Here is a 13,175-nt window from a genome sequence, read left to right on the forward strand (position 1 = left end):
GTAGAATAAATTGTCAAGTATAATAATTAATTTTGTATAAAATAAATTGGAAAATAGTAAAAATTAATACTAAAAAACGCATGGTTTTATTTAAAACCATGCGTTGATTTTTTGTATTAATTAAATATAGGTAATTACAACTAAGTATATAGCCCCTATTAAGGTTGTTATCAATGTTGTTGGTAATGCTTTTTGCATATACTCACCAAAAGAAACTTCTTTTCCAGTTTGTTTGAAAATTAACGATGCACCAACTATATTTTGAACAGCTCCAAGTGGTGTTAAGTTAGTTCCTAAGTTAGCTCCTATTGCATAAGCATACCATAAATCAAATGGAGCTCCATTGTCTATTAAAATTTTGATTACTGGAGCAAAAATTAAAGTTCCAGGAACGGCACTTAAAAATGGAATTGCTATTGCACCAGCAAAAAGCATTGCAAATAAAAGTAGAATTTTCGTACTGATTAATGGCATAAACATGTTTGCTATTGCTTGTGAAACTCCAACTTTTTCAAGAGAAAAAGCTATTGCAAACAATCCACCATAAAAAAACATTGTATCCCAATCTATAACAGTTGCCATTTCTTCAAAGCCTTTTTTTGTAAGAAGCATGAGAACAAGAGCTCCAGTCATTGCAATTAAAGCTATATCTATATTAATTGTGTTGTGAAGCATAAATCCAGCTAATACAATAGAAAAAATCACTATACCTTTTATCATTTCAGACTTATCTTGTATTGTTTTTGAAGCATCCATTGTTTTTAGTTTTTCTAATTTTTTATTGTATTCCTTTGTATCGACTTTATTATTGAATTTATAAATGAGCATAGTTGTAATAAATGTTATTATTGTGAGTGGAAGCATTTTTATTAAAAATGAAGTAAAATCTAATTTTCCAACAGATCCTAAAACAATATTTAAAGGACTGCCTATTAATGTAGACATACCTCCAATGTTATCTACATAAATAGAAAGTAATATTAAAGGTGTTGGATTTATTTCAAGTGTGTCTGCAACAAGAAAGATGATAGGAGCAATAATCATTATAGTTACAAGATTATCTAAAAAAGCAGAAAACATTATTACTATTATCATTAATAAAAACATAACTGGCCAAAATTTGTATCGACTTAGTTTAATAGCACTAACTGCAGTAAAGGTAAAAGCACCACTTTCTTTGAGAATTTCAACTATTATCATCATACCAAGTAAAATTCCCAATGTTTCAAAACTTACAATTTCTCCCATATTCTCAAGATTTAATCCCTCTACTGGATGTAATACAAACAGTAAAACACCTAAAAAAAGAGTAATTATGGATTTTTTAATGTTTTTTCCAAAAATAATAAAATAATATGCAATGACTGTAATGGTAAGTACTAAAATCATGCTCATCTTTTGTCCTCCTTAAATAAAAAAATGTGCCTACTTATCTTATACCATTTCACCTATTTTTTAAAAGCATATTACTGTTAATTTTTTATTAAGTTTAGAGCTAAAATATGATGTTTAATATCCTATTTATGAGTGATAATTAATTTAATAAAATAAAAATAGAATAAAATTAATAGCAAAAAAAGAATAATTATGTGCTATAATTTTTTTATATAAAAGATAAACAAAGAGGAGAGATTTTTATGATACCTAAAAAGTTAAAAGTTTTTAATTTAATGGAAGCTTTAGTTTCCGAAGTTGTTGAGGAAATGTTTTTAATGCCAAATTTAGATATGTGCACTTGTAATAGGTGTAAATTAGATACGTTAATTATGGTATTAAATAAATTTCCACCAAAGTATTCTGTAACTTTAAAAGGAAAAGTATTTACTGAACTTGAAACATTAAAAACTCAATATCGAGCTGATATTTTAAGAGAAACTTTAAATGCAATGGAAATTGTAAAAAATAATCCTTCACATTCTTATAAAAAACCTGCTGAAAAACTTACAGAAGATATAGATGATTTTCTTGACGAAATAGAACAATTGATTAACACAAATTTAAATAAAAGATAAGTTTGTTAACTAAATATGATTTTAATATAAAGCAGAATTAAAGAAGATTAGAAAAGTTTTAAAAACAATTGATTAAAACTATTTTCTGTTTTTCTTAACTAAATTGCAACAATGTTGTATACACAATGTTGTAGTGTTATCATCATTTTCACTTAAATTAATAAAATTTATAGTATACTTATCAGGGATTATTTAAGTCTTTCTTTTAATACTTTCTTAGATAAAAATTTGGGGTGAAATAAATGTTTGAAAATATTCAAAAAAAATTTTCTCTTGCTTTTAAAAATCTTTCGGGAAAAGGTAAAATTTCTGAAAAAAATATAAAAGATGCAGTAAAAGAAGTAAAACTTTCTTTATTAGAAGCAGATGTAAATTATAAGGTTGTTAAAAACTTTATTGATTCGGTTAAAGAAAAGGCACTTGGAGAAAAAGTACTTGAAAGTCTTACTCCAGATCAAGAATTTATAAGAATATTAAAAAACGAATTAATTGAGTTAATGGGTGGAAAAGAGCCAGAAAAATTAGTTATTTCTAGAAATCCTGGATATATAATGCTCGTTGGTTTGCAAGGTAGTGGTAAAACGACATCGGCAGCAAAATTAGCAAAAATGTACAAAGAAAAAGGAAAAAAACCTTTGTTAGTTGCAGCAGATACGTATAGACCAGCAGCTATTGATCAATTAATAACTCTTGGAACTCAAATAGATGTTCCGGTTTTTTCTGGAGATAAAGTAAATGCCAGAAAAATAGTTAAAGAAGCAAAGAATTATGCTGAAAAAATGCTCCATGATATAGTAATAATAGATACTGCGGGTAGACTTCATATAGATGATGACATGATGAAAGAGTTAGAAGATATAAAAAATTATATAAAACCAGAAGAAATATTGATGGTTGTGGATTCTATGATGGGTCAAGATGCTGTAAGAACTGCAAAAGATTTTAATGATAGATTAGAATTAAATGGGTTTATTGTTACAAAGTTGGATGGTGATTCAAGAGGCGGGGTTATTATTTCAATAAGACATGTTACTGGTAAACCTATAAAACTTGCTGGTACTGGTGAAAAAATAGTGGCTCTCGAACCTTTTTATGCAGATAGATATGCTGGAAGAATACTTGGAATGGGAGATGTTCTTTCATTAATTGAAAAGGTTGAAAGTGAATTAGATAAAGAAAAAGCAGAAAAAGATGCAGAAAAGTTTATGGAAGGTAAGTTTGATTTAAATGATTTTCTTGCTCAAATAAAGCAAATAAAAAAACTTGGACCATTAGGGAATATATTAGAAATGATGCCAGGTGTTCCAAAAGAAAATGTTGATTTAAAAAAAGGCGAAAGCGAAATGAAAAAAATGGAAGCTATAATTAATTCCATGACTATAAAAGAAAGAAAAAATCCTAAAACACTCACTTTTTCAAGAAAAAAAAGAGTTGCTGCGGGTAGTGGTACAACATTACAAGATATAAATAAAATTTTAAAATCTTATGAGCAAATAAAAAAAATGATGAAGCAAGTAAAAAAAATGGGAAAAAGAAAGTTTCTTGGAAATATGAAAAAATTTGGAATGTAAATAAATTAAATATCAATTAAATATATAAATATATATGGAGGTGTTTTTTTAACATGGTAAAAATTAGATTGAACAGAATGGGTAGAAGGCATCAAGCATTTTACAGAATAGTTGTTGTAGATTCTCATGAAAAAAGAAGTGGAAGATATCTTGAATCATTGGGCTATTACAATCCAATAAATGATAATGATTTATACAAAGTAAATGAAGAAAAAGCTATTGAATGGTTATTAAAGGGAGCTCAACCAACAGCAACTGCAAAAAGTATACTTTCAAAATTAGGAGTTATGAAGAAATTTGACGAAATGAAGTACGAAAAAAGGAGAAAATAATTCATGAAATCTTTACTAGAAAATATTTTAAAGAGAATAGTAAAGAATCCTGAAGATATAATGATAATTGAAAGAGATGAAGAAACTCAAAAAATATTCGAAATTTCAGTAAATTCAGGAGATGTTGGTCAAATTATTGGTAAAGATGGAAGAACTATAAAATCAATAAATACTATTCTCAATGCAGCAAAAGGTATAGATGGGAAAAAATTTGTTCTTAAAGTGTTAAGGTGATTAAATGAAAAAACTTGAAGATTTACTCGAGGGAAAAGTTGTAATAGGAAAAATAGTTAATCACCATGGATTAAATGGAGAAGTTAAGTTTTTTCCTTATACCAATATGAAAGAATTAATATACAATGTATCAGATGTTTTACTTTATAATCCAGAAAAGAAAAAGTTCTTTTTTTCAAAAATTTTAAATGTAAGACCTCTTAATAAGCTCAAAATTCTTCAATTTAGAGGAATTGATACAATATCCTCTGCAGATAAAATGAAAGGATTTGAACTTTATATAGAAAAAGAAGCATTACCAGAACTTGAAAAAGACGAATATTATTTATATGAGTTACAAAATTGTTCTGTTTATTATGAAGATGATGAATTTGTAGGTAAAGTAAAAGACATTCTTCAAACTGGTGCAAATGAAGTTTTAGTTGTTGAAAAACAAGTGAATAGGTTTGAAAATGAAGAAATACTTATTCCAGTAATAAAAGATTTTATTGTAGATATGAATAAAAAAGATAAAAAAATCATTGTAAAGAGAATGACCTATGATGAATCAGACGATAAACATTAAAGTAGTTTCGATTTTTCCAGAGATGTTTTCAAGTTTAACAAGCTTTGGAGTAATTAGAAAAGCAATTGAAAATTCTATTGTGGATTTTGAGGCTATAAATTTAAGAGATTATACGAATGATAAACATAAAGTAACTGATAAGCCAGGTTATGGTGGAAATAATGGAATGGTTATGTTAGCAGATCCATTTTTTCAATTTTATGATGATTATTGTAGTAAATATGAAAAACCATATGTTGTTATGACATCTCCACAAGGAAGAAAATTTGATAATAATGTTTCAAAAACACTTGCGTCAAAAAAAAATATTGTATTTTTTTGTGGAAGATATGAAGGGCCGGATGAAAGAGTAATGAGTATTGTAGACGATGAAATTTCAATAGGTGATTTTGTAGTTACTGGTGGTGAATTACCAGCAATGATTATGATAGATTCATTATTAAGATTTATTCCAGGTGTTGTTGGAGATAAAAACAGTGTAATAAACGATTCTTTTTATAATGGATTGCTTGATTATCCACATTATACAAAACCAGCTGAACTTAGAAACTTAAAAGTACCTGAAGTATTGTTAAGTGGAAATCATTCTAATATAGAAAAATATAGAAAAAAAGAAAGTTTTCTGAGAACTATATTAAAAAGACCAGATTTATTTTTAAAAAGAGATTTACAAAAAGAAGATAAAAAGATAATCGTAGAGATTATCAAGGAGTTGTATGAAAGTGCTCAATAAGCTTTATGTAGCTTTAATTCATTATCCAATAGTTGGAAAAGATGATAGTATAATATCTACAGCAGTTACAAATCTTGATATACATGATATTTCAAGGAGTTGTAGGACATATAATATAAAAAAATTTTTTATGGTATCAAATCTTTCTGCACAAAGAGAAATTGTTAAAAGAGTTTTTAGATATTGGAAAGAAGGTTTTGGTAAAAAACACAATCCAAACAGAAATGATGCTCTTTCAATAGCAGAAATAAGAAAATATCTTGAAGATGTTATTGAAGAAATAACAGAGATAGAGGGAAAAAGACCAAAATTGGTTTTTACTTCAGCAAAGCCTCGTGAAAAAGAAATATCTTTTGATGAGATGAAAAAAGTTATAAGAGAAGAAACTGCTCCAATTTTAATTCTTTACGGAACAGGTTGGGGAATGCCTGAAGAAATAAGAGAGATATGTGATTATGATTTAGATCCTATAAGAGGTAAAGCTGAATTTAATCATCTGTCTGTTAGAGCTGCAGTAGCTATTTCTTTGGATAGGTTAATTGGTGAAGAAACAATATAAAAAAATAAATCGCGTACAGGAGGGATTAACATGGACGCTTTAGTTAGAGCGATCGAAAAAAATTATATGAGGGACGACCTTCCAACATTTAGACCAGGAGATACTGTAAAAGTATATGCAAAGGTTATAGAAGGTGGAAGAGAAAGAATTCAAGCTTACGAAGGTATTGTTTTACAAATTAGAGGAGCTGGAATGGGTAAAACTTTTACAGTAAGAAGAATTGGTGCAGATGGAATAGGTGTTGAAAGAGTATTCCCAATGCATTCACCTGTAATTGATAAAGTAGAAGTTACAAGAAAAGGTAAAGTAAGAAGAGCTAAGATTTACTATATAAGAAAAATCAGAGGTAAAATTAAGATTAAACAAAGAAGAGACTAATATAAAAAAAGTTTCTGCAGTCTCTGCAGAAACTTTTTTTTGGTGTTATATTAATTATAGTTGGAATAGGAGGGATTAAATGAAAGAAAATATTGAAAAAAAGATTAAACATGAAACGCTTGATTGGTTAAGTGCAATAATATATGCTGTTATTTTTGGTACAATAATTAGATTATTTGTTTTTGAAACGATGATGGTCCCAACAGTATCAATGGTTCCGACTATTGAAGTTGGAGATAGAATGTTTATAGAAAAAGTAACTTATAATTATACAAAGCCAAAAAGAGGAGATATTATTTCTTTTTGGACCCCTTTTATAGATAAATCATCTCAAAAAAAATTAAGAGCTTTTGATAAATTTATGGATTTTTTTGCTCCAAAAGAATTTAATGGTCATGTGAAATATGTTAAGAGGCTTGTAGGATTACCAGGAGATACTATAAGACTCGTTCCAGTAAAAGAATCGTTTTGGAAAGATTTAGAAAGTGGAAATTTAAAAGAAGTACCTCCATGGTTAGATTTTATAATTAAGTATTATGGAGAAATTAAGTATGTTCCAGATTTAATAAAATCTAAAGTTTCACAACTCGAAGTAAATGGTAAAATCCCTAAAGGATTTGAAAATAGATATTACTTAATAAATGCTATTTTTGAAAATGAAAATTTTTATAAGTACTTAGCTTATCCAGAAAAATTGAAAGAAGAAATATATTCTTCAAACGTATACTTTTTTTATAAAGGGAATTTTGATAATAAACTATATATAGGAAAGTTAAATATAAACTTTTATAAACAACAAAATAATGATAATGATTATACGACTTGGTATGAAAAATTAATTAAAAATGTAGATTTATCTAAAGCTATATTTAGAGATAAAGATAATTATATAAATATAAAAATTCCAAAAGGATACTGTTTTTTTATGGGAGACAATACATTAGAAAGCTATGATAGTAGATTTTTTGGATTAGTTCCAGAAAAAAATATAATAGGAACTCCATTTTTGAGAATTTGGCCAATGAAAAGATTTGGTACAATAAAATAAAAAACCGCCTAACGGCGGTTTGTGGCGGAGACGGCGAGACTCGAACTCGCACGAGGGGTTACCTCATCGGTTTTCAAGACCGACGCCTTACCAATTAGACTACGTCTCCAACTACGAAAATATTCTATCATAAAGGTGGGCTTTTGTCAATGATTTTAAATAAAAATAATGTAAATTTTTTGCAAAGTTATGATATTCCTAAAGAAAAACAAGAAAAACTTATTGAATATACTAAAATGTTGATTGAATATAAATCAAATTTAACTTCAATAAAAGATATAAATAAAGCCTTTGAATACCATATAATAGACTCTCTTACACCATTTTTAAAAATAACTTTAAATGGGAAAAGATTTGTTGATGTTGGAACTGGAGGAGGCGTTCCTGGAATTCCACTTGCAATATGTTATCCTGATATAAACTTTTTTTTGGTTGAATCAATAAAGAAAAAAACAAATGCTTTAAAAATATTTAAAGATGTTTTGAATTTAGATAATGTGTTTATATTTAATTCTAGAATAGAAGAGTTTGCAAATAATCATAAAGATGAATTTGATTATGGAACTTGTAGAGCACTTGCAAGGGCTGATGTGGCTTTAGAATATACCGTACCTCTTATAAAAAAATTTGGTAAAGTATTTTTATATAAAGGACCAGCTTTTAAAGAAGAGGAAAAGTTATTTGCAGATAAAGCTTCTCAAATTTTAAAAGTTATTCAAAAAAAAATTATAGAGTATAGTTTATCAGATAAAAAAAGATTTTTAATAGAATATGAAAAATATGATGAAACGCCTAATAAATATCCAAGGAAAACAGGGATACCTTTAAAAAGACCTTTGGGAGGTAAGATATGATAAGGTTAATTGTTGATGATTACCACAATGGTATTTGGAATATGGCATGCGATTTAGCAATAGCAAATAATGTTGGAAATAAAAAAAGTCCAACAACAATACGTTTGTATGGATGGTCTTCTCCAACTTTATCTTTGGGAAAACATCAAAAAACAAATAATATAAACTTTGAATACTTAAAAGAGAAGAATATAGAAGTTGTTAAAAGACCAACTGGGGGTAGAGCAGTTTTACATGATGATGAAATAACTTATTCATTCTCTGCATCATCAAAAAATATAAAATTACCAAGTACAGTTCTTGGAAGTTATAAAATTATTTCAAAAGCTCTTATAGAATCATTGAATTTATTAAATATAAGTTGTGATGTTGAAAGTAAGAAAAAAAATACATTATCAAAAGATATATGTTATGATGCTTCATCTATGTATGAGGTTACTATAAAAGGAAAAAAATTTATTGGAAGTGCACAGTATAGAAATGAAAAATTTATTCTTCAACATGGTTCTATTCCACAAAAATTTAATTATATTGACTATGTTAATAGTTTTAATTTGAAAAATAAAGAAAAAATGATAGAACATTTAAAAAATAATGTTATAGACATATATACTGTATTAAATAAAAAGATTTCTTTAAAAGAATTAGAAGAAACATTTAAAGTTGGCTTTGAAAAAATTTTTGAAGAAGAAATAGTTTTAGATACATTATCTAATGAAGAAGTAAATATGATTGATGATTATTGCCAAAAATATGAAAAAATAATTTAAAAGATAGTAAAAAATGAGAAGCTTTGGCTTCTCATTTTTTACTAAGAATATAGTTTTTTATTAAATATTTTTTGATAAATATTTTTCAACTTCTATTTCGAGTTCTTTTATAGTATAAACTACTGGAGGAGTTATTCCATTGAAATGTGGAGATGCATATTCTATAGTATAAGCTCCAGTGTTTATGAAGTAAACAATATCTCCGTAATCTATATCTACTGGCAGTTCAACTTCGTCATATATAGTATCAACACTATCGCAGCTTGGTCCTGCAAGTGTCATAATCATTTTTTCATGATTTTCTTTTTTGTCAACTACAACTTCGTATCTAAAGTTTTCAATAGTTTCCATAAGTCCGTGAAATACTCCAACATCTAAATAAACCCAACTTTTTGTTCCTTTTCTTGAACGTAAAAGAACTCTTGATGCCATAATTCCAGCATTTCCAACCATTGATCTTCCAGGTTCTGTAAAAACTCTAAGTCCATCAACCCAACCTAAATATTCTTTTATTGATTCGTTTATTACTTCTCCAATTTCTTCAACTTCTGGAATAGGTTTTACATGTTGTACAGGCATTCCACCACCAAGGTTTAATAGTTTTAAATAAATTCCTTTTTCAGCTAATTTTTCAAAAACTTCACTTGCGTTTAATATTGCTTCTTTCCATTTATGTTTGTTGTATGATTGTGATCCAACATGGAATGAAACTCCGTAAGGGATTAATTCTTTTCTATAAGCATATTCAAGAATACTTATTACATGATCAACATCTGTTCCAAATTTGTTTGAAAGAGGCCAATCGGCATCGTTAGAACTCGTTTCTATTCTTCCATATACTTTAGCTCCAGGAGCATTTTTTGAAATTTTTTCAACTTCCATTTCTGAATCAACTGCAAATAATTCAATACCATTTTCCCATGCAAATTTTATGTCTTTTTCCTTTTTTATTGTGTTTCCAAAACTTATTTTTTTAGGATCAACTCCAATTGATAAAAGCTTTTTTATTTCTCCAATTGATGCTGCATCAAAAGAACTTCCTTTATTATTTAAAAGTTCTAGAATTTCATTGTGTGAATTAGCTTTAACCGCATAATATATTTCAACATTACTTATTGATTTTTTTAATCTATCATAATTTTTATCTACATAGCTAAGATCTAAAACAAGAAAAGGAGTATCCAAAATATTTGCTGCTTTTCTTATTAATTCATTGAGTTTCAAAATCCGACACCTCCAAATTTAGATTTGTTTTTTCGCTTTATATTAAATAATTTTTAGGTAACATAATATAGTTCAATGCGTTAAAGTTATACTCAAATAATGTAAACTTTAGTGTGCATTTTGGGAGTAAAAATCGAACTATAAAAAATAAATTTTTTACTAATAAATGAGAATGATGTGTTATAATATTTATATGAAGTAAGAATAAGGAGGTAATAAAATGTCTGATATTTCAACAATTATAATGGATGGTTTTACAAATGAACAAACTTTAAAAATAATGAGAGCTATTAAAAGTTTAGAAGGAATGCCAGAAATTATTTTTGCAACTGTTACGGAAACTAGTAAAAAATGGACTGTAGAAGAATTAATTAAAGAATTAAATTTAGAACATGAAGAGATGAAAAAATATAAAGAAAACAAAAAATAATTCTTTTCTAAATTGTTACAAGTTTATTTACAAAATAAAAAAATAAACATTGATGATACAATAAAAAAATGTTATAATATTCGTAAATGAATATTTTTGGAGGTGTACTGATGAAATTATCTTCTAAGTTGCTATTAGTAGTTCTTTCTTTTGCTTTGATTCCTCTTTTTTTAGTTTGGGGAATAAGTTATAATATGTCAAAAAATGCACTTGTAACTCAGACACACAGTAGCATAGATACTATAGCAAGTAATTTTTCTGAAAAAGTAACAAATTATTATGAAAGCTTTTCTAAAACAATAGACAGTATGGCTAAGTTAGATTTTTTATCTTCTATGGTTAAATCAATGTCAAGACAATTTGATGAATATGAAAATCCTACACCATTTTTTAGAAAAGCTTATGTTGAATTAAATACCAATCCTAAGGATCCTTCTAAAATGTTAAGATTAAATGATGATTTACAAAATAAATTAGAAGAAGAATTTGGTGATGATGCTTATGGAATTTTTGATTATGATTTATTCCATGGTCAAAATCATAAAATAATTAATGATTATGTAAAAGTTGAGGGACTTGATGATTTTTATTTAATTGATTTAAAAGGAAGAGTTGTTTATTCTAATAAAAAGGGACCAGCTTTTGCAAGAAATTTGAATAAAATACCTGGTAATTTAAGAGATTTATTTTATGAGTTAAAAAAGGAAGATAAAGATCACATACATCCTATATTAAAGGATTTCACATATTCTAAATCAAAAAAAGAGGTTTTAGAATATTATGGTATACCAATAAAAAAATATGCAATAGATGGATATTTGATAATTTCTAAAAAAGTAGATGCATTAGATTCTATTTTAAATAAAAAAACAAATCTAGGTAAAAGTGCAAAAATATATATAATTTTAAAAGACGGAACATTGATGAATGATATTAAGAATTTAAAAAAATTTCAAGATAAGGTTGATACATCTTTTATAAAGGGAACAAATGGAATAGCTAACTATAAATCTTTTGATGGAAATACTGTTATAGGAGCATATAGAAAAATAAATGCTCCAGGAAATGAAAAATATATAGTAATTGAAGTAAATGAAAAAGAAGCATTAGCTTTTGTTTATAAGTTAGTTCAAGTTAATTTAATAATAATAGTTTCTGTTATTGTATTTATTTTAATTTTAGTAACTATATTTACAAAATACTTAGTAAAGCCAGTAAAAACGATACAAGAATCTGTAAAAGCAATTTCAAATGGTGATGTTTCTAAAAAATTAGTAATAAAGAGAAAAGATGAATTTGGAATAATAGGAAGAATGTTTGGCGATGTACAAAAAACAATTATAGATATTGTTGAAAAAATACGTGGAGAGTCTAAAAACATAGAAATAAATGCAGAAAAAATTGAAGAAGAGAGCAATAAAAATATTGATAATTCAGAAGTAATAAAATCTTCAATGCAGTCAATCCAAGCTAATACTGAAAGTATGGCAGCTTCAGTTGAGGAAACAACAGCAAGTATAGAAGATGTTTCAACAGGGGCAAAGAGTATTTCTGCGGCTTCTGCTGATTTATCAATAAAAACATCTGATATTGTTGAAAAAATTGATAATAGTAAAAACGAAATAAATTCTATGATGGTAAGTGTTGATGATATTCAAGTTATGATGACAAGGAATAATGAAAGTATACAAAATCTTTCTACAAAGACTATTTCTATAAAAGATATAACAGAATCAATACACAAAATTGCAGAACAAACGAATCTTTTAGCATTAAATGCAGCAATAGAAGCGGCAAGAGCTGGAGAAGCAGGAAAAGGTTTTGCTGTAGTTGCAGATGAAATAAGGAAACTAGCAGAAGAAAGTAATATTGCTGCTGGGAAAATAGAAGAAAATATAGATTATTTAGTAAAAGATGCAACGAGTGTTGCAAAAGAAAGCAACAAAATGACTGGTAATGTAACGGAAATAACTTCAAGTATAAAAAATATTGGAACCAGTTTAGAAGGTGTGCTCAGTGCAGTAACAGAAATTTCTGAAATGGTTGAAAATACTGCTGCAAGTTCACAACAACAAGGTGCCTCTCTTGAACAAATTGATGAATCTATGGCTTTAATAAATGTATCTGTTCAAAATGTGGTTAAGGAAATAAATGAAGTATTTAATAAAATTGAAGAACAATTAGATTCAGCTAAAGAACTTGGAGATCTTGCTGTTAAGCTTAATAATACAATAGATTCATTGAATGAATTTTCAAGTAAATTTAAATTAAATTAACAAAAAACGTAGTAGATTTCTACTGCGTTTTTTGTTACAATGTATTATTTAACATTAACTATTTCATATTTAATTTTTACCATTTATCCTTGTTAGTTAACATATTTTATAGTAATATATAAATGAAGATAGATCCCCCTATCCCCCCTGAGATAAACTCAGAACATTATTGCGGATTCCAAAGGAATC

15 protein-coding genes and 1 tRNA gene are annotated in these 13,175 nt (G+C 27.0%); 13 read left to right on the forward strand and 3 right to left on the reverse strand.

Annotation, left to right across the window (positions count from 1 at the left end):
- Nucleotides 1–120: 120 nt before the first annotated feature.
- Nucleotides 121–1,395, reverse strand: a complete 1,275-nt coding sequence (locus IGS63_RS04180; protein ID WP_190615746.1) for an ArsB/NhaD family transporter — start codon at nt 1,393–1,395, stop codon at nt 121–123.
- 242 nt (nt 1,396–1,637) lie between these two features.
- Between IGS63_RS04180 and IGS63_RS04185 the strand changes: the two genes are divergently transcribed.
- The 9 genes from IGS63_RS04185 (at nt 1,638) to lepB (ending at nt 7,432) form a co-directional block, all read left to right on the forward strand.
- A complete protein-coding gene (locus IGS63_RS04185; protein WP_190615747.1) occupies nt 1,638–2,012 on the forward strand; it encodes a late competence development ComFB family protein in 375 nt (124 codons plus the stop codon).
- Between the two features lie 242 nt (nt 2,013–2,254).
- Nucleotides 2,255–3,583 carry a signal recognition particle protein gene (gene ffh / locus IGS63_RS04190; RefSeq protein ID WP_190615748.1) on the forward strand — a complete coding sequence of 443 codons (1,329 nt, stop codon included), beginning with the start codon at nt 2,255–2,257 and terminating at the stop codon, nt 3,581–3,583.
- 53 nt (nt 3,584–3,636) lie between these two features.
- Nucleotides 3,637–3,915 carry a 30S ribosomal protein S16 gene (rpsP, locus tag IGS63_RS04195; protein ID WP_190615749.1) on the forward strand — a complete coding sequence of 93 codons (279 nt, stop codon included), beginning with the start codon at nt 3,637–3,639 and terminating at the stop codon, nt 3,913–3,915.
- A 3-nt stretch (nt 3,916–3,918) separates the two neighbouring features.
- On the forward strand, nt 3,919–4,149 hold the full coding sequence (locus IGS63_RS04200) for a KH domain-containing protein (RefSeq protein ID WP_190615750.1): 231 nt from the start codon (nt 3,919–3,921) through the stop codon (nt 4,147–4,149).
- A 4-nt stretch (nt 4,150–4,153) separates the two neighbouring features.
- A complete protein-coding gene (rimM, locus tag IGS63_RS04205) occupies nt 4,154–4,714 on the forward strand; it encodes a ribosome maturation factor RimM (RefSeq protein ID WP_190615751.1) in 561 nt (186 codons plus the stop codon).
- Nucleotides 4,704–5,447 carry a tRNA (guanosine(37)-N1)-methyltransferase TrmD gene (gene trmD, locus IGS63_RS04210; protein ID WP_190616103.1) on the forward strand — a complete coding sequence of 248 codons (744 nt, stop codon included), beginning with the start codon at nt 4,704–4,706 and terminating at the stop codon, nt 5,445–5,447. The genes rimM and trmD overlap by 11 nt, the downstream gene beginning before the upstream one ends.
- On the forward strand, nt 5,437–6,006 hold the full coding sequence (locus IGS63_RS04215) for an RNA methyltransferase (RefSeq protein ID WP_190615752.1): 570 nt from the start codon (nt 5,437–5,439) through the stop codon (nt 6,004–6,006). Before trmD ends, IGS63_RS04215 begins: the two co-directional genes overlap by 11 nt.
- 30 nt (nt 6,007–6,036) lie before the next feature.
- On the forward strand, nt 6,037–6,384 hold the full coding sequence (rplS, locus tag IGS63_RS04220; RefSeq protein ID WP_190615753.1) for a 50S ribosomal protein L19: 348 nt from the start codon (nt 6,037–6,039) through the stop codon (nt 6,382–6,384).
- 79 nt (nt 6,385–6,463) lie between these two features.
- The gene (gene lepB, locus IGS63_RS04225; protein WP_190615754.1) at nt 6,464–7,432 is read left to right on the forward strand and encodes a signal peptidase I; all 969 of its coding nucleotides are present in this window, start codon (nt 6,464–6,466) and stop codon (nt 7,430–7,432) included.
- Nucleotides 7,433–7,454: 22 nt separating this feature from the next.
- On the opposite strand, the gene IGS63_RS04230 is transcribed toward lepB, so the two are convergent.
- Nucleotides 7,455–7,541 (reverse strand) — tRNA-Ser (locus IGS63_RS04230).
- Between the two features lie 40 nt (nt 7,542–7,581).
- Between IGS63_RS04230 and rsmG the strand changes: the two genes are divergently transcribed.
- Together rsmG and IGS63_RS04240 are read left to right on the forward strand one after the other, a co-directional pair.
- Nucleotides 7,582–8,286, forward strand: coding sequence for a 16S rRNA (guanine(527)-N(7))-methyltransferase RsmG (gene rsmG / locus IGS63_RS04235; RefSeq protein WP_190615755.1), 705 nt, complete (start codon nt 7,582–7,584; stop codon nt 8,284–8,286).
- Nucleotides 8,283–9,056, forward strand: coding sequence for a lipoate--protein ligase family protein (locus IGS63_RS04240; protein ID WP_190615756.1), 774 nt, complete (start codon nt 8,283–8,285; stop codon nt 9,054–9,056). Before rsmG ends, IGS63_RS04240 begins: the two co-directional genes overlap by 4 nt.
- Before the next feature lie 60 nt (nt 9,057–9,116).
- Here IGS63_RS04240 and IGS63_RS04245 read toward each other — a convergent pair whose 3' ends face one another.
- Nucleotides 9,117–10,280 (reverse strand): type III PLP-dependent enzyme, encoded by a 1,164-nt coding sequence (locus IGS63_RS04245; RefSeq protein ID WP_190615757.1) that lies wholly within the window; start codon nt 10,278–10,280, stop codon nt 9,117–9,119.
- A gap of 220 nt (nt 10,281–10,500) precedes the next feature.
- Between IGS63_RS04245 and IGS63_RS04250 the strand changes: the two genes are divergently transcribed.
- Both IGS63_RS04250 and IGS63_RS04255 read left to right on the forward strand, forming a co-directional pair.
- Nucleotides 10,501–10,710 (forward strand): DUF3783 domain-containing protein, encoded by a 210-nt coding sequence (locus IGS63_RS04250; RefSeq protein WP_190615758.1) that lies wholly within the window; start codon nt 10,501–10,503, stop codon nt 10,708–10,710.
- A 110-nt stretch (nt 10,711–10,820) separates the two neighbouring features.
- The gene (locus tag IGS63_RS04255) at nt 10,821–12,986 is read left to right on the forward strand and encodes a methyl-accepting chemotaxis protein (RefSeq protein ID WP_190615759.1); all 2,166 of its coding nucleotides are present in this window, start codon (nt 10,821–10,823) and stop codon (nt 12,984–12,986) included.
- Nucleotides 12,987–13,175 lie beyond the last annotated feature (189 nt).

Origin of the sequence: Tepiditoga spiralis, from assembly GCF_014701195.1 — a bacterium.
GTDB lineage: Bacteria > Thermotogota > Thermotogae > Petrotogales > Petrotogaceae > Tepiditoga > Tepiditoga spiralis.